The organism is Paraburkholderia phenazinium (assembly GCF_900141745.1).
GTDB lineage: Bacteria > Pseudomonadota > Gammaproteobacteria > Burkholderiales > Burkholderiaceae > Paraburkholderia > Paraburkholderia phenazinium_B.
The window spans coordinates 3,043,417-3,069,778 of record NZ_FSRM01000001.1 but is presented as its reverse complement, the minus strand read 5'-3'; the positions used below and the strand labels follow the sequence as shown (position 1 = coordinate 3,069,778).

Genomic DNA, 26,362 nt, shown 5'->3' with positions numbered 1-26,362 from the left:
TCGTCCGTTCTTAGTCTTTGGAGTCGCGCGGCCTGCTTCAGTTCAAGTCAGAGCCTCCACCGACATGCTGTGAATGAACTTTGCGAGGAAGCGTTCGCAATCCACCAACTGTTCCAGTGCCACGAACTCGTTGGCCTTGTGCGCCTGCTGGATGTCGCCGGGGCCGCATACGATGGCCGGAATGCCTGCCAGCGAGAACAGTCCCGCTTCGGTGCCGTAAGCGACCTTGCGTTTGTCCTGGTCCCCGGTCAACGCGCGTACCAGTTCAGTGATCGCTGCCTGCTCCGACGAGTCGAGCCCAGGGGCGGCCGCGATCTTCGAGATCTCGATGGCTGCGGACGGATGTTCGCGCAACATCTTCGGCAACAGCGTTTCGCGTGCGTACTGATCGATGCGCACGAAAATCGACTGCGGATCGAGCGTAGGCAGATTGCGGAATTCGAACTGAAAGCGGCATTCCGCGGGCACAGTGTTGATCGCGTTACCGCCTACGATGGTGCTCGTCTGCGCGGTGCTGAAGGGCACGTCGAACAGTTCGTCGAACGGGCCTTGCTCGCGAAACTGATCGGCCATATCGCGGATGTAGCAGATCAGCCGCGCGGCGTATTCGATTGCGTTCAGTCCCTTCGGTGTCAGCGACGAATGCGCCGCCTGTCCCCGCACGCAGCACTGGTACGTGTTGATGCCTTTGTGCGCGATGATCGGGCGCATGCTGGTCGGCTCGCCGACGATGCAACCGTCCGGTTTGATGCCGCGTTTCATCAGGTCTGCGATCAATAGCGGCGCGCCGACGCAGCCGACTTCCTCGTCGAACGAGAGCGCGAAGTGAATCGGCTTGGCGAGTTTCGTGCGCTGCATTTCGGGCACGAGCGTGAGCGCGGCGCCGATGAAGCCTTTCATGTCGCAGGTGCCGCGGCCGTAGAGTTTGGCGTCGCGTACTTCCGGTTTGAACGGATCGCTGTCCCATTGTTGACCGTCGACCGGCACCACGTCCGTGTGACCCGATAGCACGATGCCGCCATTGGTCTCGCCGTCATGGGCGGGGATCGTGGCGAACAGATTGGCCCATTTGCCGCTGGGGTCGTGCGTGAGCGTGCTTTCGACGCCGGCTGCGCGCAATTCGTCGCGCACGGTTTCGATCAGGCCGAGATTCGGATTGCGGCTGACCGTATCCATTGATACGAGGCGCGTGATCCAGGGAAGCGAAGCAGGGGACGTGGAAGACGAGGCGGCGGGTGCGGACGATGCGGCTGTGTGCGCGGAACGCGCTGATTCAGCGACGTGGGACATGACGAAGCTCCGACTTTTAAGTCTTTCGATCATACCCAAAAAACGCTGCCCCGGCTCGCGCAATAGCAGGCTGCGGCGCGTCTTGCGCGCCGCAGCATACAGGGGGAGGTGGGTTGCCTGACCCCGCGGAGCTAGCTTCAGCGTACCGCTGCGGTGGCTGTACCCCGCATCGGCGAGCCGAGTGCGCGCAGCGTTTCTTTCACGGTTGCCACTCGCACGGCCAGATCGGGGCTGCGCGTTTCGATGCGCAGTTTGTCCTGACCCGCGAGCTTGATGTGCTTGTGTTTCTGCACCATTTCGATGATCCGCATCGCGTCGATCGGCGGATTTGGGATGAATTGCAGGCCGATGACCGATTCTCCCGCATCGATCTTCGAAATCCCCAGCGGTTTGGCAGCGAGTCGCAAGCGATGCGTTTCCACCAGCGCGTGCGCTTGCGGCGGTAGCTTGCCGAACCGGTCGATCAATTCCTCCTGGATGCCATCGATCGCGTCGTTATGTTCGCAATTTGCGAGGCGCTTGTAGAGCGACAGACGTTCCTGCACATCGCCGCAATAATCGGCCGGCAGAATTGCAGGCGCGTGAAGATTGATCTCGGTGGTGGCCGCGAGCGGCGCGGTGAGATCGGGTTCCTTGCCTTCCTTGAGTGCCTTCACGGCGTCGTTCAACATGTCCGTATAAAGCTGGAAACCGATCTCCTGAATCTCGCCCGATTGTTTGTCGCCCAGCACTTCGCCCGTGCCGCGAATTTCGAGGTCGTGCATGGCCAGATAGAAACCCGAGCCGAGTTCTTCCATCTGCTGGATGGCTTCGAGACGGCGCTGCGCCTGTTTGGTGAGCCCCTGCGGGTCGTGCACCAGCAGATACGAATACGCCTGGTGATGCGAGCGTCCGACGCGTCCGCGCAACTGGTGCAACTGTGCGAGGCCAAATTTGTCGGAACGGTGAATCAGGATCGTGTTGGCGCTCGGCACGTCGATGCCGGTTTCAATAATGGTCGTACACAGCAGCACGTTGGCACGCTGGGCGACGAAGTCGCGCATCACGCGTTCGAGTTCGCGCTCGTGCATCTGGCCGTGTGCGACTGCGATGCGAGCTTCGGGCACCAGCGCTTCGAGCATCTGCCGGCGGTTCTCGATCGTTTCGACTTCGTTGTGCAGGAAGTAGACCTGGCCGCCGCGCTTCAGCTCGCGCAGCATGGCCTCGCGGATCACGCCATCTTCTTCGCGGCGCACGAAGGTCTTGATGGCGAGCCGCTTTTGCGGCGCCGTTGCGATCACGGAGAAGTCACGCAGGCCTTCGAGGGCCATGCCGAGTGTGCGCGGAATCGGCGTGGCGGTGAGCGTCAGTACGTCGACTTCGGCGCGTAACGCTTTCAGGGCCTCTTTCTGACGCACGCCGAAGCGATGCTCCTCGTCGATGATCACCAGACCGAGGCGTTTGAACTGCACATCCGAGGACAGCAGTTTGTGCGTGCCGATGACAATATCGACGCTGCCGTCGTTAATCTGCTGGATCGCTGCGTTGACTTCCTTGGTCGACTTGAAGCGCGACAATTCAGCGATGCGCACTGGCCAGTCGGAGAAACGGTCGGAGAAGGTTTGCGTGTGCTGTTCTGCCAGCAGCGTAGTCGGCGATAGCAGTGCGACCTGTTTGCCGCCCATCACCGCAATGAAGGCCGCGCGCAGCGCGACCTCGGTCTTGCCGAAACCGACGTCGCCGCAGACGAGACGGTCCATCGGCTTGCCGCTCGTCATATCGCCGATCACGGCGGCAATCGCCGCGGCCTGGTCGGGCGTTTCTTCGAAGCCGAAGCTTTCCGCGAATTTCACATAGTCGCGCGGTTCGAGCGCGAACGCATGACCCTCGCGCGCCGCGCGGCGCGCATACAGGTTGAGCAATTCAGCAGCGGTATCGCGAATCTGCTGGGCGGCGCGGCGCTTGGCTTTTTCCCACTGACCGGAGCCCAGCGAGTGAAGCGGGGCGCTTTCCGGATCCGCGCCGCTATAGCGCGAGATCACGTGCAGCTGCGCGACCGGCACATAGAGTTTGCTTTCGCCGGCGTATTCGAGGTGCAGGAACTCGGTTTCGCCTTCGCCGAGATCCATCGTCACCAGACCCATATAGCGGCCGATACCGTGCTGCGAATGCACGACCGGGTCGCCCACCTTCAGCTCCGACAGATCGCGCACCATCGAATCGACGTTGCTCGCCTGTTCCTGGCGGCGCCGTCCGGAGCGGCGTACGAGCGGGCCGTACAGCTCGGTTTCCGTGATGACAGCGATGCCTTCGGCCGGCACCGCGAAGCCGGTGGACAGCGGAGCAACGCCGAGCGAGAAGCGTTCGTCGCCGGCTAACCAGTCGTTGAAGCTGTCGCTCGAGGACGGCCGTAGATGGTTGTCAGCCAGCAATTGCAGCAGCGTTTCGCGCCGGCCCGCCGATTCCGCGGCGAACAGCACGCGGTTCTGGGTCGTATCGAGGTAGCTGCGCAATGCCGCGACCGGATCGTCCGCGTGGCGGTCGATCGCGAGATCCGGCAGCGGCGTGGACCAGCCGCCGCCGGCATTGGCCGGCAGCACAAGACGCGCGAACGGTTTGGCGAACGTGAAGAAGTCCGCGTCCGAGAGGAACAGGCGCTGCGGCTCGAGAATCGGCCGGTCGCGGTCATGCGCCAGGAAGCTGTGACGCTGCTTGGTGTCGTTGGTAAAACGCTTGATGGCCGCTTCCAGATCGCCGACGAACGCGAGTTGCGCGCCCGCCGGCAGATAGTGGAACAGCGTGGCGGTCTCTTCGAAGAAGAGCGGCAGGTAGTATTCGATGCCCGCGGACGGTACGCCATTGCCGATGTCTTTATAGATCGAGGCGCGGCTCGGGTCGCCCTCGAAGACCTCGCGCCAACGGCTGCGGAAGGCGGTGCGGGCGGCTTCGTCGAACGGGAATTCGCGGCCGGGCAGCAGGCGCACGTCTTTCACCGGATAGAGGCTGCGCTGCGTGTCGGGGTCGAACGCGCGGATCGAGTCGACCTGATCGTCGAACAGATCGATCCGGTACGGCAGCGGCGAGCCCATCGGAAACAGGTCGAGCAGCGAGCCGCGCACGCAGTACTCTCCGGGGCGCACAACCTGGCTGACGTGCTCGTAGCCTGCCAGCGTCAACTGGGCCTTCAGCTTGGCCTCGTCGAGACGCTCGCCTTGCGAGAACGAGAACGTGTAGCCCGCCATGAACGAGGCGGGCGGCATGCGGTACAGGGCCGTGGTGGCGGGCACCAGCAGGATGTCGCAGCGGCCTTCGCCGAGGTCGTGGAGCGTGGCGAGACGCTCGGAGACGAGATCCTGGTGCGGCGAGAAGGTATCGTAAGGCAGCGTTTCCCAGTCGGGCAGGAGGCGCACACGCGCCTCAGGAGCGAAGAAAGCGATTTCTTGCGTGAGGCGCTGGGCGTCGACGGCGCTCGAGCAGACGACGGCGAGCAGCGGCACCTGTTCGCGATAGGCGAGGTGATAGCGGGCGATCAGCAGGGCATCGGATGAGCCGTGCGTACCGTCGAAGGCGAAACGCTGGCCGGCCTTGACGAGCGCGACGGGCGAGGAGTACTGCGATGATGCGGCAATGTCTGGCATAGAGGAGAAGGCGGCCGGTGGGTCACACGTGAGCGGCAAGTTTACGCGTGTCATGGCGTGGATGCGAAGGACCTATTATAAAATCCGTCCTTTACTTTGACTTTCGCGGCGTCCGCACCAGTGACTTCACGTCTTTTTGCTCTGATTCCGTGCGCAGGCACCGGCAGCCGGTCCGGCGCCGCGATGCCCAAACAATATCGCACTGTAGCTGGTCGCGACCTGTTGCATTACTCATTGGCGGCTTTCGACGCCTGCAGCGAGTTCGCGCAGACGCTGGTAGTGATCGCCCCCGAGGACCAGCATTTCGACGCCCGCCGCTTTTCCGGCTTGCGATTCGCGGTACGGCGCTGCGGCGGCGCTTCACGCCAGGCCTCGGTCCTGAACGGCCTGCACGCGCTGGCCGAGTTCGGAGCGCACGACGACGACTGGGTGCTGGTGCACGATGCGGCACGCCCGGGCATCACGGCTCTCCTGATCCGCACGCTGGTTAATGCGCTCAAGGACGACGCGGTGGGCGGGATCATGGCGCTGCCGGTGGCGGATACGCTCAAGCGCATTGCGCCGGACAGTGGTGGACGGATTGCCCGGACCGAGTCGCGCGACGGCTTGTGGCAGGCGCAGACACCGCAGATGTTCCGCGTGGGGATGTTGCGCGAGGCGATCTTGCGGGCGCAGCAGGACGGACATGATCTGACGGACGAGGCGAGCGCGATTGAGTGGCTGGGCCACGCGCCGCTCCTGGTGCAGGGCAGCTTGCGCAATTTCAAGGTTACGTATCCGGAAGATTTCGATCTGGCCGAGGCGATTTTGAGCCGGCCTGCGGCTTCCTGAAGAGTTTCATCGTTGATAACCGGACTTCGAGCTATGGATTTAAGAATTGGACAGGGGTATGACGTGCACGCGCTCGTACCGGGGCGGCCGCTCATTATTGGCGGCGTGACGGTGCCTTATGACCGGGGGTTGCTGGGGCATTCGGATGCGGATGTGTTGTTGCATGCTATTACGGATGCTTTGTTTGGCGCAGCCGCGTTGGGGGATATTGGGCGGCATTTCTCCGATACTGATGCGAAGTTTTCCGGTGCGGATTCGCGTGTGCTGTTGAGGGAATGTGCCGCGCGGATTGCTCAGGCTGGGTTCTCTATTGGGAATGTGGATAGTACGGTTATTGCTCAGGCGCCCAAGCTTGCGCCTCATATCGAGGCTATGCGGGTTAATATTGCTGAGGATTTGAAGCTGGCGCTTGATCGGGTTAATGTCAAGGCTAAGACTAATGAGAAGCTTGGGTATCTGGGCAGGGCTGAGGGGATTGAGGCTCAGGCTGTGGTTTTGTTAATTAAGGGGTGAGTGGGGGTTTTTGCCTGCGGGGCGGCGGTGTTGGCCTTTCCTTGATTTGTTATCGGTCCACCGCAAGAACAGCGACAAAGCGCCGCGCAGGCAAATAAATCAACCGCAAACGCCACGCATAAAAAACCCACCCGCGCAGCGTCCCACAGAAAGTGAAAAACCTGATTACTTCCCTTCAGCCACAATAACCTGCGAAGCAGCATTAACAACCGCAGCAATACGCCCCACATCCCGCAACTGAGTAGAACTCATCCCCTCAGCAACAAGCGTATCAAAGTGCGATTTAACACAAAAATGGCACTTGCCAATAATAGAAGCCGCAAGCGCATACATCTCAAACCGCCGCTTATCCACGCCACCGTGCGAAGCATAAGCATTCATCCGTAACTGCGCCGGCTGCGACTTCAGATCCGCATTGTCAGTCATCTCCACATACGGATACCAGACGTTATTCATCCCCATCAATGCAGCAGCCGTCAGCGCGCCATTGACTTCCTCGGGAGACAACACACCCGCATTGCGAATCGCATCGACAATCACCGGGCTCTTCGCCGCAAACGCGGCAGCCAACGCCACACCCACGGCATCTGTGCCCTCCAGCGATGACCGCGCAATCGTGCCGTCCAGGTTCAAACGAATGTCTTTAGCGTAGTCAGGAACAAGTGCTTTAATCGCAGACAAGAATTCCATTGATATCTCCTATCAGGTTGCCGATAAAAAAGCCCGCCGGCTTTTTCAAGCTTAGCGGGCTTTCGACTTGCAAGGCTTACAGCGTTGCGCCGCCAACTGCACGGTTGCACGGGCACAGTTCGTCCGTTTGCAGACCGTCGAGAATACGCAGCACTTCTTCCGGGTTACGGCCAACGTTCAGGTTGTTCACCGAAACGTGCTGGATCGTGTTGTCCGGGTCGACGATGAACGTTGCGCGCAGCGCCACGCCTGCTTCCTTGTCGCGCACGCCCAGTTGGTCGATCAGCTCGCCCTTGACGTCGCCGAACGCGTAGTGGTTCAGCTTGCTCAGATCCTTGTGCTCACGGCGCCATGCCAGTTTCACGAACTCGTTGTCCACGCTGCCGCCCAGCAGGACAGCATCGCGCTCTGCGAAGTCGCCAGCCAGCTTGCCGAATTCGACGATTTCCGTCGGGCACACAAAAGTGAAGTCCTTCGGGTAGAAGTAGATGATCTTCCACTTGCCCGGGAACGACTGTTCGGTGATTTCTTCGAACGCCGACACGCCGTTTTCTTCATGGTTGTTGAAGCCCGGCTTGGCTGCGGTGACGGTGAAAGCTTCCAGTTTGTCGCCAACGGTTTTCATGCGGAAATACTCCTGTGAAGGGTTGCCAATGAGTTGGAAAAAACGGCCTGTTCAGGCTACCTGCTCGCTGTAACGAATACGTTACACAGACTTAATTATAACTCTATTGATGCATCGCAGCAATAGTTTTTAACTAATAAGGTAGATAGTTTTTCTTCACCGCGTCGATAGATTGTTCAAATGCCACCGCTTCTGCGGCGTTTACGGCAGGGCTGTTGCGCGGCAGGTTGGCACGCTCATGCACCGCAATATGGGGTGCTGCGAGGGCGCCGAAGCGCTGGCAGCACGTGGGGCCCCGGGAGTTTCCCGATGCCTCAGACGCCCTTGGCGAGCGGAAATTCGATCGTGACTTCGAGTCCCGGCCCTGGGCTGCGGTTGCGCAGTCGCAGGCCGCCGCGATACCGGCCGACCAGTCGCTGCACGATCGCCATGCCGAGTCCGGTGCCGTTGGCCTGGGTCCGCGCCGTGTCGACGCGGTAAAACGGGCGTGTGACGAGCGTCAGCTGGTCTTCCGGAATGCCCGGACCTTCGTCGACCACCGAAAGCTCGACACGCGAGTGCGACACACGCGTCTCGAGGATCACGCGCGGAATGCCGTCGCCCTCGCTCAGACCATACTTGCGGGCGTTTTCGAGCAGGTTGCCGATCACGCGCCGCATATCGGTTTCGTCGGCCTCGATCACCGCCGATGGGGCCAGCCGCGTGATCAGCCGCATGCCGTCCTCCGACGCAATTCGCGCCGCCAGTTCTCCTGCGATCACGGAAAGGTCGACAGGTTCCGGGACTCTTTGCACCGGTCGCGCGTAATCGAGGAATCGGCCGATGATCATGTCCATCTGCTCGATGTCGTCGACCATCGCGTCCTTGGTGGTCTGATCCGATGGGCTCATTTCGGTTTCGAGCCGCAGCCGGGCGAGCGGGGTGCGCAGGTCGTGCGAGATGCCGGCAAGCATCAGCGCGCGGTCGGCTTCGAGCTGCTCGAGATCCTGCACCATCTGGTTGAAGCTTCGATTGGTCTCGGCGGCCACGCCCATGCCGCGCTCGGGCAGCGGCTCGGGCGACTGCCCCGAGCCCACCTTGCGCGCCGCCATCGCGAGACGTGCAAATGGCCGGTTCACCAGACTCGTGATGAAGGCTGCGCCAAATAGCGATAGCGCAAGTGCAAATACACCCCATCCGGCCCATTGCAGGCCTGTCGCGTTATCGAGCTGATCGCGGTCGAGCGCGACCCAGTAATCGTCGTCGTCGATCTTGAAGCTGATCCAGACGCCCGGGATGTCGTTGACCGATTGCGCAATCACCGTGTCGTCGCCGAGCCGTCCACGGATGTCGTGTTCGATCAGCCGGTTCAACGACTCGTCCGGTTGCAGCTTGTACTTGTCGGAGGTTTCGCGCGGATACACGCGCACTCCTTCATTGCTTTCCAGATCTTGCAGCAGTGCGCGCCGCAGGTCGGGATCGGAATAGAGGAGTGCGGTGCGTGTGAGCTTCACGATCGCGACGAGCTGCAACGCCACGCGCTGCGCGCGCGGCTCGCGTTCGATCACCCGGAAGCTCTGGAACCAGGCGGCGAGACTGACTGCGATCAATAATGCAATCAGCAGAAAGGTCCGCCAGAAAAGGCCACCGAACGCGAGCGTCAGGAGGCGCCGGTCGATCCGCATGGGCCCTTCTTATCTGAAAACAAAAGCGGAAAGCGCGAACAAACTCAGGCTGCGCCGTCGGGAATGAATACGTAGCCAAGACCCCAGACGGTCTGGATAAAGCGCGGGCTGCCCGGATCCGGTTCGATCAGCTTGCGCAGACGCGAGATCTGCACGTCGAGGCTGCGGTCGAACACTTCGTATTCACGACCGCGCGCCAGTTCCATCAACTTTTCGCGCGACAGAGGCTGGCGCGGATGACGGGCGAACACCTTCAGCACGGAGAACTCGCCAGTGGTCAGCGGGATTTCCTGACCGGCCTTGGTCAGCGTGCGGGTAGCGAGGTTGAGTGCGAACTCGCCGAACTCGAAGACCTCGGTGGTCTCGGACGGCGCACCCGGCAGTTCCGACGGCGACTGCCGGCGCAGCACCGCGTGGATGCGCGCGACCAGTTCGCGCGGGTTGAACGGCTTCGGCAGATAGTCGTCCGCGCCCATCTCGAGCCCGACGATACGGTCGACGTCTTCACCTTTGGCCGTCAGCATGATGATCGGCGTGCGATCGTTGCTGCCGCGCAGGCGACGGCAGATCGACAGGCCGTCTTCGCCGGGCAGCATCAGGTCGAGCACCAGCAGGTCGAAACGCTCACGCACCCAAAGCTTGTTCATTGACGGCGCATTTTCGGCGACGTAGACATTGAAGCCCTGTTCGCCAAGGTAGCGGCGTAGAAGATCGCGCAGACGCGGATCGTCATCGACGACGAGGATTTTCGAAGGGTTTTTGGTTTCCATGGTCGGCATCTTAGCGCGATTACAAAGTGGCGCGAGTTTGCATCAATTCGCGGGTTACAGTCAGTTACAAAATTTACCCGCACTGTGGCATGGCGTAAAGCGGTGACGCGTAGACTGCTTTACTGAATGCGGCTGTTCGGTGGATACTTCACTCGACTAAAATTCGCACCCGGCTTTTTTTCCGGGGTTTGTACACGCATTTAGGATAGCCGGTTGCCGCACCACGAAGGGAACAAGATGAAGGGAGGGGTTTGGCCGAATGTGCGCCTACGCGTGATTGCGCTGGCTGTGGCCGGCACACTCGCGGGCACATTAGGCCCTTCGCTCGCCCATGCCCAGTCCACCGACGAACGGGCATCGAACCCACACGCGCCGCGCTTCCGCGCCTTCAAACTGTCGCACCAGCCGCATACTCCCGAACCGGATCACCAAGCTTCAGACGCCATGATGCGTGCCGCAGTTCCCCCCGATCTGGATCAGCGTCGCCGCGACGGCCACATGACGCCCGAAGAGCGGCGTCTGCTACGTCAGCACATCGAAGACGCCGTTCGCGAGTTGTACAAACGCTAGGGCACTACGCCCAGTTTTCATCGTCGAGTACCGCCTGGTGCGACGCGCAGCGTGTCGCGATGCGCGTGAAAAATTTCGTTTCACTTCCCCCGTCAACTTTCCCGCCTGATCTGCCGTTGAGTGGCCAGAGAGGATGATCGTGCGTGTCACGTATGACTCGCATGCCAAGCTGGCGTCTTCTCGACACCGCTACCGGACCACGGACGACTGACAATGAAAAAGCTGCTAAGGCGCACCGGCGACAGGTCGAATCCCGTGCTCACCTTGTTCTTTGCCGTCGTTGCGCTCGCAGCGCTGGTGGGGGCGCAAGTGGCCGACGCCCAGAACGGCACAGCGCCCGCGTCAACTTCACCGCATGGTCAGCGCGGCAAACACCATGCACCGGTGGCGACCGACGACGACTCGGCCGAAGCTCTCCTTGACGCTGATGATGCGCGCTTTTTCCTGACACGGGTGGGATTTGCGCCGGACAACGCCGAAGTCGCCCAATACGTCGGGCTGACGCGTGCGCAGACAGTCGACAAGGTGTTGTCCACGGCGCGCACCGAATCCTTTACGCCGATGCCCGCGTGGGTCCTGGAGCCGATCCCGACTCGTGACGAGCGCAAGGCCTGGACGCAGGATCAGCGGCAAGCCGAAGGGCGCACGCGCGGTCAGCGTTACGAAGAGTTGCGCGCATGGTGGGTGCGCGAGATGTTGACCACGCCGTCGCCGCTGACCGAGCGCATGACGCTCTTCTGGCACAACCATTTCACCTCGGGCCAGGACAAGGTCGGCTATCCGCAGCAGATGGCGCAACAGGACATGCTGCTCAGACGCGACGCGCTGGGCAATTTCGGCCAGATGCTGCACGACGTCGCGAAAGATCCGGCCATGCTGCAGTACCTCGACGGCGCCGGCAGCCGCAAGGGCAAGCCCAACGAAAACTTTGCCCGCGAAGTGATGGAACTGTTCACGCTCGGCGAAGGCCACTATACGCAGCAGGACGTGTCGGAAGCAGCGCGTGCCTACACAGGATGGAGCCTCGATCCGGATACCCAGGCGTACGTGTGGCGCGCCAACCTGCATGACGATGCAGTCAAGACCGTACTCGGCCAGAGCGGTCCGTTCGACGGCGACCAGGTGCTCGACATTCTGCTGGCGCGTCCTGAGACCGCCACCTTCGTCACGACAAAGTTGTGGCGCGAGTTCGTCTCCGATACGCCGGACCCGGCGCAGATCGCAGCGGTTGCCGAGCGCTTTCGCGCCAGTCATTACGACATAAAAGTCGCATTACGCGGACTCTTCCTCAGCGATGCGTTCTGGGACGAGCGCAATCGCGGCGTGCTGGTGAAGTCGCCCGCTGAGTTCGTGGTGGGAGCGCTGCGCGAGTTCGATATCAGCTACGACAACACGGCACCGTTCGCCGGACAGATTCGCAATCTGGGTGAGAACCTGTTCTATCCACCCAACGTGAAGGGCTGGCCCGGTGGCACGACGTGGATCAACAGTTCGACGCTGCTCGCACGCAAGCAGTTCGTCGAGCAGATCTTCCGCGCCACCGAGACCGCCGCGCCGCATCGTCCGCAAAACGGCACGATGAGCCAGGACCCGAAGGCGGCGATGGTGCAGCGCGCGATGGCGCGGGTGGGGCAGGGCGGAGTACGCTTTGATATCGACACGTGGCTCGCGCAGTTCAACACGGCTCCAACCGCGAAAGCGGGCCTCTCCGCTGACCTGCAATTGCAGCACGCGGTGTTGCCGATTGCTCCGGTCGATGCCATCGAAACCGATTCGACCGCGAGCGCTTACCTGGAAGCGCTGTTGATGGATCCGGCATATCAGTTGAAGTAAGTCAGTTTTGTCGAACCAAAGAAATGAAGAATCGAAGCGGCGCGGACCGGGCGGCGCACTCCACGTAGCTACAAACGAATGAGGTGCAGCATGAGACGGCGCGATTTTCTTTCGATGACCACAGCGGCAGGCGCGGCCCTTTGGCTGCCGCGGGCGTTCGGTGCCCAGGGCGCGAGCCAGTCCGATGCAGCGGCGGCAACGACGCTCGCGCGCGGCGGTTACGGCAATCTGCTGATTCTCGTAGAGTTGAAAGGCGGCAACGACGGACTGAATACAGTCATCCCTTACGCGGATCCTGCTTACTATCAGTTACGCAAGAACATCGGCATCAGGCGCGAGCAGGTCATCCAGCTCGACGAGCGCACGGCCTTGCATCCCTCTTTGCAACCGCTGATGCCGCTATGGCAGAGCCAGCAACTGGCCATCGTCCAGGGCGTCAGCTATACGCAGCCGAATCTCTCACATTTCCGCTCTATCGAGATATGGGACACCGCCTCGCGCTCGGATCAATATCTTCGTGAAGGCTGGTTGACTCGCGCGTTCGCGCAGCACGCGGTACCGCCGAGTTTTGTCGCGGACGGCGTGGTGATCGGTAGTGCCGAGATGGGGCCGCTCGCCAACGGCGCACGGGCCATTGCGCTCGTGAATCCGGCGCAGTTCATCAAGGCTTCGCGCCTCGCGACGCCTGTGTCGCTGCATGAGCGCAATCCCGAGCTCGCGCATATTCTCGACGTCGAGAACGATATCGTGAAGGCCGCCGACCGCCTGCGTCCACGCGAAGGGCAATTTCCGCTCAAGACCGCTTTTCCGCAGGGCGCGTTTGGGACTTCGATCAAGACGGCGATGCAAGTGCTGGCCGCTGGCGACACCCCGCAGGGCAAGCCGCTGAACGGACAGGGCGTAGCGGTGATCCGGCTGACGCTCAACGGCTTCGACACGCACCAGAACCAGCCTGGGCAGCAGGCCGCGTTGCTCAAGCAGCTCGCGGAAGGTTTTGCGTCGATGAAGTCGGCGCTGGTCGAGTTGGGACGTTGGGACAATACGCTGGTCGTGACCTACGCGGAGTTCGGACGCCGGCCGCGCGAGAATCAGAGCAATGGGACCGATCACGGCACGGTGGCGCCGCATTTCGTGATGGGTGGACGGGTGCGCGGCGGCTTGTACGGCGCGCCGCCGGTGCTGACGCAACTGGACGGCAGCGGCAACTTGCCGGTGGGCGTCGACTTCCGCCAGATCTATGCGACCGTGCTTGGGCCGTGGTGGGGACTCGACGCTACGGCGGTGTTGCAGCAGCGCTTTGAACCGTTGCCGTTGCTGCGTGCGTGAAATTTCGCGCCTGGTGCCGAGCGCCGGTTGACGACCGATGCGGCGATGCGGTGTGCTGGTGTTGTGTGGTTGTGGACGCGGGTTCAGCGTTGGCGCGCGCCGCGCCACGCGACCCACAGCTTGCGGATTGGCGTGAGCGCGATGCTTTGATGCAGCACGTGGTAGCCATCGCGTTCGATCTCATCGAGCAACGCCAGCGCGAGAGCGGCCTGAGCCCGCAGGGTGCGCTGCGTGCGCCGCTCGCCGGCAGGTATCGCGGCGAGGGCGGTGTTCAGTGCTTCGCGGGCGCGCTTCGTCTGAAAGCGCATCAGCTCGGTGAACGCGTCACTGTATTTGCGGTTGATCACATCTGCCGCGGTGACGTTGAAGCGCTGCATTTCGTCGACCGGAATATAGATGCGCCCGTGCCGCGCGTCGTTGCCGAGTTCGGCAATCAGTTGCGCCAGCAACATTGCCTCACCTAGCGGTGCGGCCCATGCGGCAGCCTGCGCTGGGTTATGCGCGGTCGCGCGTGCGGTCAGCGTGGCAAACGTGCCGCCGACACCCTGCAGGTAGCGCCGCAGATTCGGGTAATCGAGGTAACGGGCCTGGTCGAGGTCCATTTCGAAGCCGGCCAGCAGCGTTTGCAGCGCTGGATACTCGGCTTCCATGGCTTGCGCGCCACCCCTCATATGAGCGGTGAGCGCCTTCGATACCGGATGCGAGGGCGCGCCTGCTGCCAGTGCCGCGATTTCCTTTTGCCACCACGCGAGCTTGGTGCGGCCAACGGCCGGATCGCTGGTTTCCTTGACGGTCTCCTCGAACTCGCGGCGCAGTGCAAACAGGGCGGTCAGGAGCGGCCGGCGTCCTGCTGGCGCCTCGCGCAGCGCGTAGTAGCTGCTCGAACCGGGGAGCGCCGCTTTCTGCTGGCAATATTCGTCGAAATTCACTTGAATGGAGTGTGGGGCTGAAGCGCGGTGGGGACGGCGTGTATGCCGTACGAACATTAGCCAAAAATTGTAGCATCGACATACGTCGGGCAAATGCAGACAAGCGCAAATCAATCGGTTAGAATCTCGCGCTTACGCTTTCGGACGTACGTCAAACCGGCTCCTGCTGGCGAAGTACGGCCGCTGGCGAGCCACACATCGGGCGCGGCGCGCATGCGCTTGACCCGGCGCGAGGATGGCGAAATTGGTAGACGCACCAGGTTTAGGTCCTGACGCCAGCAATGGTGTAGGGGTTCGAGTCCCCTTCCTCGCACCAAGTATTTAAAAAGCCCCGCCAGTCGATGACTGGCGGGGCTTTTTACTTACTGGTTGCACGCACAACCAATCGCCACGGAACCGCTTACCCGGTTACTCCGCGCGTGCCTGCACGCTTTCGATAATGCGGTCGAGCGCGTCGCCGAACGCCGCTTTCTCTTCCTCGTTGAGGCAGTCGAACAGATCGACGTTCCACTTGCGGGCGATCGGCATGATCTTGCGGTACAGCTCGCGTCCGTCAACAGTCAGCGAAATCAGCACGACGCGTCCGTCTTCTTCGCTCGCTTCGCGCTGCACGAGCCCCTGGTTGATCAGCGCTTCGGCCGCGCGGCTTGCCTGACTCTTGTCGAGGTTTGCATGCCGCGCGAGGTCCATGATCGAAAACGGCCCAAACGATCCCACTGACGCAATCACGCGAGCCTCCGGCAATGTCACACCGAGCTTCTCCTGATAACGCTCGCCGATGCCGCGTTCGGCAAGCTTGTTCAATACGTGCAGACGGTATGTCAGAAACTGTTCGAGCCCGGCTTTGGCGGAGGCCTTCATGGTCGTCCCGATGGTGAGTGAAAGCGATCGTGGCGCTGTGATTGTTGCCGCAACCGCCTCACCGGTCAACGCACGCCGTATCTAAGACGCGTCAATTGCTCAGCTTCGTTGGCGAGCAGCTGCGCGGCATCGCGAATCGCGACTTCGAGTGTGATCGGGCCAGGCGCCGGCGAGAAGCAGCCGCTGAAGTGTTCGGCAAGGCGCGGCAGCGCGGAGGAGTCCACTGCGCCCGACAACAATGTGGCCGGCACGCCTGAAGCGCGTGCATGCGCGCAGGCGATAAACGGCGCCTTGCCGTGCAGCGTCTGGACATCCGAGCGGCCTTCGCCCGTGATCAGCCAGTCTGCGCCTTCAAGCGCCACATCAAGGCCGATCTGGCGAGCCACCGTTTCCGCGCCCGGTTCGAACTGCGCGCCTAGCATATGCAACGCGAAACCCAGGCCGCCGGCTGCGCCCGCGCCCGGCAAGTTGCGAGCCGTGCGCTGGAGAGCCGGTTCGAGCAGATCGGCGAAGCGAGCGAGGGCCGCGTCGACGCTCGTGATCTGTTCGGGTTTCACGCCTTTCTGCGGCCCGAAGATCGCAGTGGCGCCGTGTTCGCCTGTGAGCGGATTGTCCACGTCTGACATGCCGACGAATGTCGTATCGGCGAGTCGCGCATCCAGTTGCGAGACGTCGATGCGAGCCAATCGGGCAAGCTGCTCGGGCGTCGGCTCGAGTTCCTCGCCCTGGGCATCGAATAGCTTCATGCCAAGGCCTGCCAGCAATCCCGCGCCACCGTCATTCGTGCTGCTGCCACCGAGCGCCACGAAGAAGCGTCGCACGCCGAGGTCGAGCAGTGCGCGAATGGCTTCGCCCATGCCGCGCGAGCTGCGTGCTTCAACCGGTACGCCCATGCCGACAGGATCGGTAATGCCCACGATCTCGGCCGTTTCGACGATCGCGCTGCCGTCGCCTGTCAGCCCTGTGGCTGCTTCACGCATAGGACCCGCGGCGCCGCGCACGCTCAGGACGCGGCGTTCGCCGCCGCCGGTCAGCATGGCGTCGAGCGTGCCTTCGCCCCCGTCGGCCATCGGGCAGATGCGTACGATGACATCGGGCCGCGCACGCGCTACGCCGGACGCGATGGCTTGCGCCACCTGTTCGGCGCTAAGCGAGCCTTTAAAAGAATCGGGAGCAATGACGACGACGGGCGCGGACGACAGATTCGGCATGGTGTCTCTTGATAGTTGAATTCAGTGCGGAGGCGGTGCGGGCGGGCGCTAGCCCAACGCGTCCGCTAGCTTATCAGCATGCCGCGCGCGACTGAATACGTCGAACAGCATAGCCGGAATGGAGTGACTGAAGAGGCGCAAACATGGGCCCAGGCCGTCAAAACGGCTCTAAACCGACCCGAAACCCGCAGGAAACTGGACAAAAATGGGCGCGAAACTCCGAATCCCGGCTAAGCGCGCGAATAGTTTGCTAAAATATTCGGCTCTTTAGACCCAAACCGTGCTGCCGGTGGCCTGCAAGCCCGCGGCGCAGGCGCTGAATCGATGTGACGCAAGATGCGAAGCGACGTCGAATAGCGGCACGAAGAAGATAACTGATTCGCTCGAATAATTTTAGGACGATTGAAGCCATGGCTAACGTTGTTGAGAACCTCGGCAAGCTCGAACGCCGCGTCACGATTTCCCTGCCGAAAGACACCGTGCAGAAGGAAGTGGACTCGCGTATCCGCCAACTCGCGAAGAATGTGCGCATGCCGGGCTTCCGCCCTGGCAAGGTGCCGCTCAAGATGGTGACGCAACAGTATTCGGGCCAGGTGGAAGCCGAAGTGCTAAGCGACAAGGTTGGCAAGGAGTTCTTCGACATCAGCCGCGCCGAGAACCTGCGTGTCGCGGGTCAGCCGAGCTTCGCGCCGAAGGTCGATGCAGCGGAAGGCGACTACGCTTTCGACGCAACCTTCGAGGTCTACCCCGAAGTCAAGCTGGGCGACGTTTCCACGGCTGAGATCGAGCGCACCACGACCACCATCAGCGAAGCGGAGATCGACCGCACGCTGGACATCCTGCGCAAGCAGCGCGTGCACTTCCACGCCCGCGGCGACGCCGGCGAACATGGCGACGGCGGTGCAGACACCGCAGCCAAAGACGGCGACCGCGTGACGGTCGACTTCGCCGGCAAGATCGACGGCGAAGTGTTCCAGGGCGGTAGCGCGGAAGATTTCGCGTTCGTGCTCGGCGAAGGCCGCATGCTGCCGGAATTCGAAAAGGCAGCGCTTGGCCTGAAAGTCGGCGAAGCGAAGGAATTCGACCTGGCGTTCCCGGCCGACTATCACGGCAAGGACGTCGCCGGCAAGACGGCGCAGTTCACGATCACAATGAAGAAGATCGAGTGGCCGCACCTGCCGGAAATCGACGCTGAATTCGCTAAATCGCTCGGCATCGAAGACGGCGATCTGGTGAAGATGCGCGCTGAAATCAAGGACAACCTCGAGCGCGAAGCGAAGCGCCGCACGCAATCCATCGTCAAGAACCAGGTGATGGACGCGCTGTTGAAGATTTCGGAGCTGGACGTGCCGAACGCGCTGATCGAACAGGACCAGCAGCGTCTCGTCGAAATGGCGCGTCAGGATCTGACGCAACGTGGTGTGCCGAACGCCGCCGACGCGCCGATTCCTGTAGAAATGTTCAAGGAACAGGCTGAGCGCCGCGTCAAGCTGGGCCTCGTGCTCGCCGAACTGGTCAAGGCCAACGAGCTGCAGGCGAAGCCGGAGCAGATTCGTGCCGAAGTCGACGAATTCGCGAAAAGCTACGAAGACCCGAAGGAGGTCGTCCGCTGGTATTATTCCAACCAGCAGCGCCTTGCAGAAATGGAAGCCTACGTTGTTGAAGCCAACGTCGTCGATTTCGTGCTCAGCAAGGCCAAGGTGACGGACAAGGAAGTAAGCTTCGAAGAACTGGCAAGCGCAACGGCGCAAGCGTAAGCGTCGCTGCAACGGCGTGCCGGCTGTCGGAGCGACGGCCCGCACGCCGTTTTTTTATAAAGCGTCGTGTTGAGCGGGGTTCGCCGGGGTCGGCGCACTTGAATACTGCGCTGTCGTACTTACCTGTCCGGTACCTGATAAATATTCCCAGACAAGGACCCATTGCATGACCTTTCGCGCCCAAATGCTGGACACGTTGACCTCCCAGTCGTCGCGGGATCTCGAAGCACAGGCGCTCGGACTCGTGCCGATCGTCGTGGAAACGAGCGGCCGTGGCGAGCGTTCGTACGATATCTACTCGCGTCTGCTCAAGGAACGCGTGGTGTTTCTGGTCGGTGAAGTGAACGACCAGACGGCCAACCTCGTCGTCGCGCAGTTGTTGTTCCTCGAAAGCGAAAATCCGGACAAGGACATCAGCTTTTACATCAATAGCCCGGGCGGTTCGGTTTCGGCCGGGATGGCGATCTACGATACGATGCAATTTATCAAGCCGGACGTGTCGACGCTGTGCATGGGCCTCGCGGCCAGCATGGGCGCGTTCCTGCTGGCGGCCGGCGCAAAGGGTAAGCGTTTCACGCTGCCGAATGCACGCGTGATGATTCACCAGCCGCTCGGCGGCGCGCGCGGTCAGGCATCGGATATCGAGATCCAGGCCCGTGAAATCCTGTATTTGAAGGAACGGTTGAATCAGTTGCTGTCGCATCACACCGGTCAGCCGGTCGAGCGTATCGCTCGCGACACCGATCGCGACAACTTTATGTCGGGCGACGACGCCCAGGCGTACGGCCTCGTCGATCAGGTGTTGCATAAGCGTCCATGATCCGGCGCGGTTTTCGCCCCGTTTTTGAGGGCGAGAACACGCCCGTTTATGGTGTGAAATAATTAGAATCGTCCAAGCGCCTGCGGCAAGCGCCGTCACTGCTTTTGCTCATTCGCCCCAACTGCGAGGCAGGGGCAAACGGCGTATCATGTAATCGAGTGTCCGGAGGCTCACACATCTATGGCGGACAAGAAAGGTTCTAACAGCGAAAAGCTGTTGTATTGCTCGTTTTGCGGCAAGAGCCAGCATGAAGTCAAAAAGCTGATTGCCGGCCCGTCGGTATTCATCTGTGATGAATGTATCGACCTGTGCAACGAGATCATTCGTGACGAAGCAGCAGGCGCGGGCATTGAAGCGGGCCTGTCCAAGTCCGATCTGCCAAGTCCGCAGGAAATCCGCGAAATTCTCGATCAGTACGTAATCGGGCAGGAACGCGCGAAGAAGATTCTTGCAGTGGCCGTTTACAACCACTACAAGCGCCTCAAACATCTCGACAAGAAGGACGAAATCGAGCTGTCGAAGAGCAACATCCTGCTGATCGGCCCGACCGGTTCCGGTAAGACTTTGCTCGCGCAGACGCTCGCCCGCCTTCTGAACGTCCCGTTCGTTATTGCCGATGCAACGACGCTGACGGAAGCCGGCTATGTCGGTGAAGACGTCGAGAACATCATTCAGAAGCTCCTGCAGAACTGCAACTACGAAGTCGACAAGGCCCAGCGCGGCATTGTCTATATCGACGAAATCGACAAGATCAGCCGCAAGTCGGATAACCCTTCGATTACCCGCGACGTATCGGGCGAGGGTGTCCAGCAGGCTTTGCTGAAGCTGGTCGAAGGGACAATGGCGTCGGTGCCGCCGCAAGGTGGTCGTAAGCATCCGAACCAGGACTTCATCCAGGTCGACACCACTAATATTCTGTTCATCTGCGGCGGCGCGTTCGACGGCCTTGAAAAGGTCATCGTCGACCGTACGGAAAAGACGGGTATCGGTTTTGGGGCCAGCGTCAAGAGCAAGCAGGACCGTGACGCCGGCGAAGTGCTGCGCGAAGTGGAACCGGAAGATCTGATCAAGTTCGGGCTGATTCCTGAACTGATCGGCCGTCTGCCGGTGGTTGCCACGCTCGGCAAGCTCGACGAAGTTGCTCTGATGAAGATTCTCGTCGAACCGAAAAACGCGCTCGTGAAGCAGTACCACAAGCTGTTCAGCATGGAACGCGTCGAACTCGAGATCCGTCCTGGCGCATTGCAGGCGGTTGCACGTAAGGCGATCCGTCGGAAGACGGGTGCGCGTGGTCTGCGCTCCATTCTGGAACAGGCGTTGCTGGACGTGATGTATGAGTTGCCGACGATGAAAGGGGTTAGCAAGGTCATCATCGACGACAACGTCATCGACGGCGACGGTAAACCTCTACTGATCTACGAAGACGCACCCAAGGTTGCGGGTTCGAATTGATCGGCTTTAAAGGTTTTGCAAAAAAAGCCGTTCATGGCAACGTGAACGGCTTTTTTGTTTATCTTGGGTTAGGATGGTTGTGTTTCCTTTGGAGTCACTGAACTTTTCCCACACGCGGAGGCCTTGTAATCGTTTTTGCAGGCCTCACCTATCGAACGAACTGATACCACTCATGGGGAAATGAAATGTCAGGAACCCAACTCCTCCCGCCGGAACGCACTACGCTCCCGCTGCTCCCGCTGCGTGATGTAGTCGTTTTCCCGCACATGGTGATTCCGCTCTTCGTAGGCCGCCCGAAGTCGATCAAGGCTCTCGAAGCAGCAATGGAAGGCGGCAAGCACATCATGCTCGTCGCCCAAAAGACGGCTGCCAAAGATGAGCCGACCGAAAAGGACATGTACGAAGTAGGGTGTATTGCCAACATCCTGCAAATGCTGAAGCTGCCTGACGGTACCGTGAAGGTGCTCGTCGAAGGCTTGCAGCGTGCGAAGACGCTCTCGATCGAAGAGCAGGAAACCCAGTTTTCGTGCGAAGTCATGCCGCTCGAACCCGACCACGCCGACAGCGCTGAAACTGAAGCGCTGCGCCGCGCGATCGTGTCGCAGTTCGACCAATACGTGAAGCTGAACAAGAAGATCCCGCCGGAAATTCTGACTTCGCTTTCGGGCATCGACGAAGCCGGCCGTCTGGCCGATACGATCGCGGCGCATCTGCCGCTCAAGCTCGACCAGAAGCAACACATCCTCGAGATGTTCCCGGTCATCGAGCGCCTCGAGCACCTGCTCGCGCAACTCGAAGCCGAGATCGACATCCTGCAGGTTGAAAAGCGCATCCGTGGGCGTGTGAAACGGCAGATGGAAAAGAGTCAGCGCGAGTACTACCTGAACGAGCAGGTCAAGGCAATCCAGAAGGAACTGGGCGAAGGCGAAGAAGGTGCGGATCTCGAAGAACTCGAGAAGCGCATCACCGCTGCGCGCATGCCGAAGGAAGCCAAAAAGAAGGCTGACGCCGAGCTGAAGAAGCTCAAGCTGATGTCGCCGATGTCGGCTGAAGCCACCGTCGTGCGCAACTACATCGACACGCTGATCGGCTTGCCGTGGCGCAAGAAGAGCAAGGTCAACAACGACCTCTCGAATGCGGAACGCGTGCTCGACGAAGACCACTTCGGTCTCGAGAAAGTCAAAGAACGCATTCTCGAATATCTTGCTGTCCAACAACGTGTGGACAAGGTCAAGGCGCCGATCCTTTGCCTCGTTGGGCCTCCGGGTGTCGGTAAGACGTCGCTGGGTCAATCGATTGCACGCGCAACGAATCGCAAGTTCGTGCGTATGGCACTCGGTGGCGTGCGCGACGAGGCCGAGATCCGCGGCCACCGTCGGACCTACATTGGTTCGATGCCTGGCAAGATCCTGCAAAGCCTGACCAAGGTCGGCGTGCGCAATCCGCTCTTCCTGCTCGACGAAGTGGACAAGATGGGCCAGGATTTCCGCGGCGACCCGTCCTCGGCGCTGCTGGAAGTGCTCGATCCGGAACAGAACCATACGTTCGCCGATCACTACGTCGAAGTCGATTTCGATCTGTCGGACGTGATGTTCGTTGCGACGTCGAACTCGCTGAACATTCCGCCGCCGTTGCTCGACCGGATGGAAGTGATCCGTCTGTCAGGTTACACGGAAGACGAGAAGGTCAGCATTGCGCAACGTTACCTGTTGCCCAAGCAGAAGAAGAATAACGGCCTGAAGGAAGGCGAGGTCGAAGTCACGGAAACTGCAATCCGCGACATCATTCGTTACTACACGCGTGAAGCGGGCGTACGTTCACTCGAGCGTGAAATTTCGAAGATCTGCCGCAAGGTCGTGAAGATGCTTCTGCTGAAGAAGGCAGAGGGTGCGGTGACGGTCGACGGCAGCAACATTGATACGTTCCTCGGTGTGCGCAAGTACGACTTCGGTCTGGCTGCGAAGGAAAATCAGGTTGGCCAGGTCACGGGCCTCGCGTGGACGGAAGTGGGCGGCGATCTGCTGACCATTGAAGCCGCGGTGATGCCGGGTAAGGGCAACGTGACTCGCACGGGTTCGCTGGGCGACGTGATGAAGGAATCTGTCGAGGCAGCACGCACGGTGGTCCGCTCGCGTTCGCGCCGTTTGGGTGTTAAGGACGAAGCGTTCGAGAAGCAGGACATTCACATTCACGTGCCGGAAGGTGCGACGCCGAAGGACGGTCCGTCCGCCGGTATCGCGATGACGACCGCGCTGGTGTCGGTGCTGACCGGTATTCCGGTGCGCGCCGACGTCGCGATGACGGGCGAAATCACGTTGCGTGGTGAAGTACTGCCGATCGGTGGCCTGAAAGAGAAGCTGCTCGCAGCGCATCGTGGCGGCATCAAGCTGGTGCTGATCCCGGAAGAAAACACCAAGGATCTCACGGAGATTCCGGACAACGTGAAGAATGCGATCGAAATCGTGCCGGTCCGCTGGATCGACAAGGTGCTCGAACTCGCACTCGAACGTGTCCCGCAACCGTTGCCGGAAGAAGAGCCGAAGCCTGCTGCGCCTGTCGCAGCGGAGGCCGGTAAAGACGCCGCAACGGAAGTGGTGAAGCACTAAGCCAACTCGTAACAGAGTCTGCGCATCAACAGAAACCCGCGGCATTGTCCGCGGGTTTTTGCTATCTGCAGGTCGCACAAGGCGTTGCATTTGCCTTCGTTGTCCCACTCTTTGGATTAATGGCGTCGCATGCAACCCGTCGTTTTGCGCCGCAGCGCCCAGTCGCAAGATTTCGTCATAAAAGCGGATCGCAAAGTCCCCTCGAATCCGGCGCAACCCCGCTTGACATAAGGCTTTCGGCCAATTCTAATTGGTTGGCTCGGCGTCCTTGCCGTGCTGCGTTATTACCCGGCGCTATAAAGCGCCATTACGATTGCCCAAAAACATTCTCGGGGGTTGGAATGAATAAAACGGAATTGATCGATCACATTGCACAACAGGCCGATATTTCGAAGGCGGCGGCGGGGCGTGCATTGGATGCTGTGATCGGCGGCGTCAAAGGCACGTTGAAGAAGGGTGGTTCGGTGACGCTGGTGGGATTCGGCACGTTTGCAGTTGGCAAGCGCACGGCACGCACGGGACGTAATCCGCGCACGGGCGCTGCGATCAAGATCAAGGCAGCCAAGGTGCCCAAATTTAGGCCTGGCAAAGCACTAAAAGATGCGCTAAACTAATCGACTTGCTGCATAAGGGTGGTGCGTTTCGGGAGGCTCAGAATGCTGAAGAGCGCGGCGCGACTTAGGTAGTAGAGAGGTATCACGCAGAATCGCGGAGCGGGTGCTTAGCTCAGTTGGTAGAGCGGCGCCCTTACAAGGCGTAGGTCGGGAGTTCGAGCCTCTCAGCACCCACCAGTTCCCGGTTCAGCATGCAGTGCATACGCAGTATAAGGAGTGGTAGTTCAGTCGGTTAGAATACCGGCCTGTCACGCCGGGGGTCGCGGGTTCGAGTCCCGTCCACTCCGCCAGTATCCTTGAAAGGCGAACTCCGGTTCGCCTTTTTTATTGCCCGCTGTTGTAATATCGGGCGTTCTGTTTTTGGCATCCTTAACGCATGCTCGATTTTTTCCGCAATCACAAACGCCTGATGATGTTCATGCTCATCCTCGTCATCGTGCCGGGGCTGGGTTTTGTGGGTATTCAAGGCTTCCGTGGCTTCTTTGACGAGAGCGCCAACGTCGCCAGCGTCAACGGGCACAAGATCACCCGTGCCGAGTATGACGACGCGATGCGTCAACAACTCGACCGCGCACGTCAGATGCTCGGCGCGAATTTCGACATGAAAATGTTCGACACGCCCGAGCGTCGCAAGCAACTGCTCGACGGGTTGATCGAACAGCGCGTGCTGAACGATGAGACGCAACGTCTTCATCTGACGGCATCCGACGACGCAGTGCGTCGCGTGTTGCTGAACGACCCGGTGATTTCGTCGCTCAAGAATCCTGACGGTTCGATCGACGTGAATCGCTACAAGGAACTGCTCGCCATGCAGGGCATGACGCCCGATCAGTATGACGAGCGCGTGCGCTATACGCTGGCCACGCAGCAGTTGCCGGCCAGCATCGAGGGCAGCGCTTTCACGTCGAAGACACTGGCGCAGAACCTGACGACGCTTGCCGAACAGCAGCGTGAAGTACAGAGTCTCGCGTTCAATCCGCACGACTATCTCGCCAAAATCCAGCCGACCGACGCGCAGTTGCAGGCGTACTACGACGCGCATCGTAACGACTTTGCGACACCCGCCACCGCGACCATCCAATACCTCGTGATGTCGCCGGACGCGCTGGCCGCAGGTCTGCAACCCTCGGACGCGGATCTGAAAAAGTTCTACGACGACAACATCGCGCACTACCAGACCGCCGCGCAGATGCGCGCGAGCCTGATCCTGGTCTCCGTAGCGCCGAACGCGAGCGCGGACGACAAGGCCAAGGCAAAGCAGAAGGCCGATGCCCTGCTGGCGCAAGTCAAGGCGCATCCGGACGACTTCGCGAAGATTGCCCAGGAGAGCTCGCAGGATCCTGCTTCGGCTTCGAAGGGTGGCGATCTTGGCTACTTCGGCCGTGGCATGATGGCCGGTGGCCAGGCGTTCGACGACGCTGCATTCAAGCTGAAGAAGGACGAGATCAGCGATGTCGTGCCGACCGACGTGGGCCTGCTGATCCTGAAGGCGACGGATGTAAAGCCGTCTGTCACGCAGCCCTTCGACACGGTCAAGGATTCGATCGCCAAAGACCTGAAGGCTCAACTCGCGGCCAAGGCATTCAGCGACGATTCAGATGGCTTTACGTCGTTGGTGTACGAGAAGGCCAAGAGCCTGCAGCCGGCAGCCGACAAGTACAAGCTGCAGATCCAGACTGCAACGGTGACGCCGCAGCCGAATCCTGCGTTGCCGCCCACGAGCCCGCTGAACAACGCGAAGTTCCTCGCCGCGGTATTTGCGAACGACTCGGTGCAGGCGCATAACAACACGCAGGCTATCGACGCCGGCAGCAACACGCTGATCGCTGCGCACGTCACTGCCTACAAGCCGGCGGCCGTGCCTCCGCTCGACACCGTCAAGGACGCTGTGCGTCAGAAGGTCATCGCCGTACAGGCCGATGAGGCGGCACATAAGGACGGCATCGCCAAGCTTGCCGAGTTGCAGAAGTCGAATGCGACTACCGGTTTTGCGGCGCCGCTGAAGGTCTCGCGCAATGACGCGCAGGGCTTGCCAGTCGCCGCATTGAGCGCAATCTACAAGGCCGACCCGCAGAAATTGCCGGCCTACGTGGGTGTCGACCTGGGTGATGCGGGCTATGCGGTGTATCGCGTGAATGCGGTGTTGCCCGGCGCACCGGTTGATCCACGCCGTCTCGTCGCCGCGCAGCAGGAGATCGCGCAGTCGGAAGCGCAATCCGAAGTGGAAGCTTATGTCGAAGCACTGCGCGCGCGTTCGAAGATCAAGTTCTACGGCTCGCTGGATAGCGCTCAAGCGGGCGGCGACTGATTGAGTTGAAGTCCACGCGCGGTGCCAGCAGCAAGCCGCACTCACTTTTCAACGAATCACAAAAAAACCCCGCAT

At 60.8% G+C, this 26,362-nt stretch carries 20 protein-coding genes and 3 tRNA genes; 14 read left to right on the top strand and 9 right to left on the bottom strand.

Annotated features, from left to right (window positions below):
- Positions 1-42: 42 nt before the first annotated feature.
- On the bottom strand, positions 43-1,290 hold the full coding sequence (argE, locus tag BUS06_RS13895; protein WP_074264781.1) for an acetylornithine deacetylase: 1,248 nt from the start codon (positions 1,288-1,290) through the stop codon (positions 43-45).
- Positions 1,291-1,427: 137 nt separating this feature from the next.
- Positions 1,428-4,907 (bottom strand): transcription-repair coupling factor, encoded by a 3,480-nt coding sequence (gene mfd / locus BUS06_RS13890; RefSeq protein ID WP_074264780.1) that lies wholly within the window; start codon positions 4,905-4,907, stop codon positions 1,428-1,430.
- Positions 4,908-5,027: 120 nt separating this feature from the next.
- On the opposite strand from mfd, the gene ispD reads away from it, so the two are divergent.
- On the top strand, positions 5,028-5,738 hold the full coding sequence (ispD, locus tag BUS06_RS13885) for a 2-C-methyl-D-erythritol 4-phosphate cytidylyltransferase (RefSeq protein WP_074266091.1): 711 nt from the start codon (positions 5,028-5,030) through the stop codon (positions 5,736-5,738).
- Between the two features lie 33 nt (positions 5,739-5,771).
- Positions 5,772-6,251, top strand: coding sequence for a 2-C-methyl-D-erythritol 2,4-cyclodiphosphate synthase (gene ispF, locus BUS06_RS13880; RefSeq protein WP_074264779.1), 480 nt, complete (start codon positions 5,772-5,774; stop codon positions 6,249-6,251).
- Between the two features lie 165 nt (positions 6,252-6,416).
- Here ispF and BUS06_RS13875 read toward each other — a convergent pair whose 3' ends face one another.
- The 4 genes from BUS06_RS13875 to ompR all read right to left on the bottom strand — a co-directional run bounded on the left by BUS06_RS13875 (position 6,417) and on the right by ompR (position 10,009).
- Entirely contained in the window at positions 6,417-6,941 is a 525-nt protein-coding gene (locus BUS06_RS13875) for a carboxymuconolactone decarboxylase family protein (RefSeq protein ID WP_074264778.1), read from the bottom strand.
- A 76-nt stretch (positions 6,942-7,017) separates the two neighbouring features.
- Entirely contained in the window at positions 7,018-7,566 is a 549-nt protein-coding gene (locus tag BUS06_RS13870; protein WP_074264777.1) for a peroxiredoxin, read from the bottom strand.
- A gap of 314 nt (positions 7,567-7,880) precedes the next feature.
- The gene (locus BUS06_RS13865; protein ID WP_074264776.1) at positions 7,881-9,230 is read right to left on the bottom strand and encodes an ATP-binding protein; all 1,350 of its coding nucleotides are present in this window, start codon (positions 9,228-9,230) and stop codon (positions 7,881-7,883) included.
- Positions 9,231-9,274: 44 nt separating this feature from the next.
- Complete coding sequence (gene ompR, locus BUS06_RS13860; protein ID WP_006048917.1) at positions 9,275-10,009, bottom strand: osmolarity response regulator transcription factor OmpR; 735 nt, start codon at positions 10,007-10,009, stop codon at positions 9,275-9,277.
- A gap of 228 nt (positions 10,010-10,237) precedes the next feature.
- Here ompR and BUS06_RS13855 point away from each other — a divergent pair, with 228 nt between their 5' ends.
- The 3 genes from BUS06_RS13855 (at position 10,238) to BUS06_RS13845 (ending at position 13,729) form a co-directional block, all read left to right on the top strand.
- Positions 10,238-10,570: a hypothetical protein gene (locus BUS06_RS13855; RefSeq protein WP_074264775.1), complete on the top strand. Its 333-nt coding sequence runs from the start codon at positions 10,238-10,240 to the stop codon at positions 10,568-10,570.
- 213 nt (positions 10,571-10,783) lie between these two features.
- Positions 10,784-12,403 carry a DUF1800 domain-containing protein gene (locus BUS06_RS13850; RefSeq protein WP_254368843.1) on the top strand — a complete coding sequence of 540 codons (1,620 nt, stop codon included), beginning with the start codon at positions 10,784-10,786 and terminating at the stop codon, positions 12,401-12,403.
- 90 nt (positions 12,404-12,493) lie between these two features.
- Positions 12,494-13,729: a DUF1501 domain-containing protein gene (locus tag BUS06_RS13845; protein WP_074264774.1), complete on the top strand. Its 1,236-nt coding sequence runs from the start codon at positions 12,494-12,496 to the stop codon at positions 13,727-13,729.
- Positions 13,730-13,812: 83 nt separating this feature from the next.
- On the opposite strand, the gene BUS06_RS13840 is transcribed toward BUS06_RS13845, so the two are convergent.
- A complete protein-coding gene (locus tag BUS06_RS13840) occupies positions 13,813-14,658 on the bottom strand; it encodes a squalene/phytoene synthase family protein (protein ID WP_074264773.1) in 846 nt (281 codons plus the stop codon).
- Between the two features lie 229 nt (positions 14,659-14,887).
- On the opposite strand from BUS06_RS13840, the gene BUS06_RS13835 reads away from it, so the two are divergent.
- Positions 14,888-14,974, top strand: a tRNA-Leu gene (locus BUS06_RS13835).
- Between the two features lie 92 nt (positions 14,975-15,066).
- Here the strand turns inward: BUS06_RS13835 and BUS06_RS13830 are convergent.
- Together BUS06_RS13830 and BUS06_RS13825 are read right to left on the bottom strand one after the other, a co-directional pair.
- Positions 15,067-15,519, bottom strand: a complete 453-nt coding sequence (locus tag BUS06_RS13830) for a MarR family winged helix-turn-helix transcriptional regulator (protein WP_074264772.1) — start codon at positions 15,517-15,519, stop codon at positions 15,067-15,069.
- Between the two features lie 65 nt (positions 15,520-15,584).
- Positions 15,585-16,730 (bottom strand): glycerate kinase, encoded by a 1,146-nt coding sequence (locus BUS06_RS13825; protein WP_074264771.1) that lies wholly within the window; start codon positions 16,728-16,730, stop codon positions 15,585-15,587.
- A gap of 410 nt (positions 16,731-17,140) precedes the next feature.
- Here BUS06_RS13825 and tig point away from each other — a divergent pair, with 410 nt between their 5' ends.
- The 8 genes from tig to BUS06_RS13785 all read left to right on the top strand — a co-directional run bounded on the left by tig (position 17,141) and on the right by BUS06_RS13785 (position 26,287).
- Positions 17,141-18,487: a trigger factor gene (tig, locus tag BUS06_RS13820; RefSeq protein ID WP_074264770.1), complete on the top strand. Its 1,347-nt coding sequence runs from the start codon at positions 17,141-17,143 to the stop codon at positions 18,485-18,487.
- A 166-nt stretch (positions 18,488-18,653) separates the two neighbouring features.
- A complete protein-coding gene (gene clpP, locus BUS06_RS13815) occupies positions 18,654-19,307 on the top strand; it encodes an ATP-dependent Clp endopeptidase proteolytic subunit ClpP (RefSeq protein WP_074264769.1) in 654 nt (217 codons plus the stop codon).
- 180 nt (positions 19,308-19,487) lie between these two features.
- On the top strand, positions 19,488-20,759 hold the full coding sequence (clpX, locus tag BUS06_RS13810) for an ATP-dependent Clp protease ATP-binding subunit ClpX (protein ID WP_074264768.1): 1,272 nt from the start codon (positions 19,488-19,490) through the stop codon (positions 20,757-20,759).
- Between the two features lie 185 nt (positions 20,760-20,944).
- The gene (lon, locus tag BUS06_RS13805; protein ID WP_074264767.1) at positions 20,945-23,365 is read left to right on the top strand and encodes an endopeptidase La; all 2,421 of its coding nucleotides are present in this window, start codon (positions 20,945-20,947) and stop codon (positions 23,363-23,365) included.
- A 341-nt stretch (positions 23,366-23,706) separates the two neighbouring features.
- Positions 23,707-23,979, top strand: coding sequence for an HU family DNA-binding protein (locus BUS06_RS13800; protein WP_007585907.1), 273 nt, complete (start codon positions 23,707-23,709; stop codon positions 23,977-23,979).
- A gap of 101 nt (positions 23,980-24,080) precedes the next feature.
- Positions 24,081-24,156: transfer RNA gene (locus BUS06_RS13795), tRNA-Val, on the top strand.
- 36 nt (positions 24,157-24,192) lie between these two features.
- A tRNA-Asp gene (locus tag BUS06_RS13790) sits at positions 24,193-24,269 on the top strand.
- An 86-nt stretch (positions 24,270-24,355) separates the two neighbouring features.
- Entirely contained in the window at positions 24,356-26,287 is a 1,932-nt protein-coding gene (locus tag BUS06_RS13785) for a SurA N-terminal domain-containing protein (RefSeq protein ID WP_074264766.1), read from the top strand.
- The last annotated feature ends 75 nt before the right edge of the window (positions 26,288-26,362 follow it).

What these genes read in the sequence shown, in the direction of transcription:
- BUS06_RS13830 (WP_074264772.1), bottom strand. Translation starts at nt 15,519, where the DNA reads ATGAAGGCCTCCGCCAAAGCCGGGCTCGAACAGTTTCTGACATACCGT.
- BUS06_RS13800 (WP_007585907.1), top strand. Translation starts at nt 23,707, where the DNA reads ATGAATAAAACGGAATTGATCGATCACATTGCACAACAGGCCGATATT.
- clpP (WP_074264769.1), top strand. Translation starts at nt 18,654, where the DNA reads ATGACCTTTCGCGCCCAAATGCTGGACACGTTGACCTCCCAGTCGTCG.
- clpX (WP_074264768.1), top strand. Translation starts at nt 19,488, where the DNA reads ATGGCGGACAAGAAAGGTTCTAACAGCGAAAAGCTGTTGTATTGCTCG.
- BUS06_RS13845 (WP_074264774.1), top strand. Translation starts at nt 12,494, where the DNA reads ATGAGACGGCGCGATTTTCTTTCGATGACCACAGCGGCAGGCGCGGCC.
- BUS06_RS13825 (WP_074264771.1), bottom strand. Translation starts at nt 16,730, where the DNA reads ATGCCGAATCTGTCGTCCGCGCCCGTCGTCGTCATTGCTCCCGATTCT.
- ispF (WP_074264779.1), top strand. Translation starts at nt 5,772, where the DNA reads ATGGATTTAAGAATTGGACAGGGGTATGACGTGCACGCGCTCGTACCG.
- BUS06_RS13785 (WP_074264766.1), top strand. Translation starts at nt 24,356, where the DNA reads ATGCTCGATTTTTTCCGCAATCACAAACGCCTGATGATGTTCATGCTC.
- ompR (WP_006048917.1), bottom strand. Translation starts at nt 10,009, where the DNA reads ATGCCGACCATGGAAACCAAAAACCCTTCGAAAATCCTCGTCGTCGAT.
- BUS06_RS13875 (WP_074264778.1), bottom strand. Translation starts at nt 6,941, where the DNA reads ATGGAATTCTTGTCTGCGATTAAAGCACTTGTTCCTGACTACGCTAAA.
- lon (WP_074264767.1), top strand. Translation starts at nt 20,945, where the DNA reads ATGTCAGGAACCCAACTCCTCCCGCCGGAACGCACTACGCTCCCGCTG.
- argE (WP_074264781.1), bottom strand. Translation starts at nt 1,290, where the DNA reads ATGTCCCACGTCGCTGAATCAGCGCGTTCCGCGCACACAGCCGCATCG.
- BUS06_RS13865 (WP_074264776.1), bottom strand. Translation starts at nt 9,230, where the DNA reads ATGCGGATCGACCGGCGCCTCCTGACGCTCGCGTTCGGTGGCCTTTTC.
- tig (WP_074264770.1), top strand. Translation starts at nt 17,141, where the DNA reads ATGGCTAACGTTGTTGAGAACCTCGGCAAGCTCGAACGCCGCGTCACG.
- BUS06_RS13870 (WP_074264777.1), bottom strand. Translation starts at nt 7,566, where the DNA reads ATGAAAACCGTTGGCGACAAACTGGAAGCTTTCACCGTCACCGCAGCC.
- BUS06_RS13850 (WP_254368843.1), top strand. Translation starts at nt 10,784, where the DNA reads ATGAAAAAGCTGCTAAGGCGCACCGGCGACAGGTCGAATCCCGTGCTC.
- mfd (WP_074264780.1), bottom strand. Translation starts at nt 4,907, where the DNA reads ATGCCAGACATTGCCGCATCATCGCAGTACTCCTCGCCCGTCGCGCTC.
- BUS06_RS13855 (WP_074264775.1), top strand. Translation starts at nt 10,238, where the DNA reads ATGAAGGGAGGGGTTTGGCCGAATGTGCGCCTACGCGTGATTGCGCTG.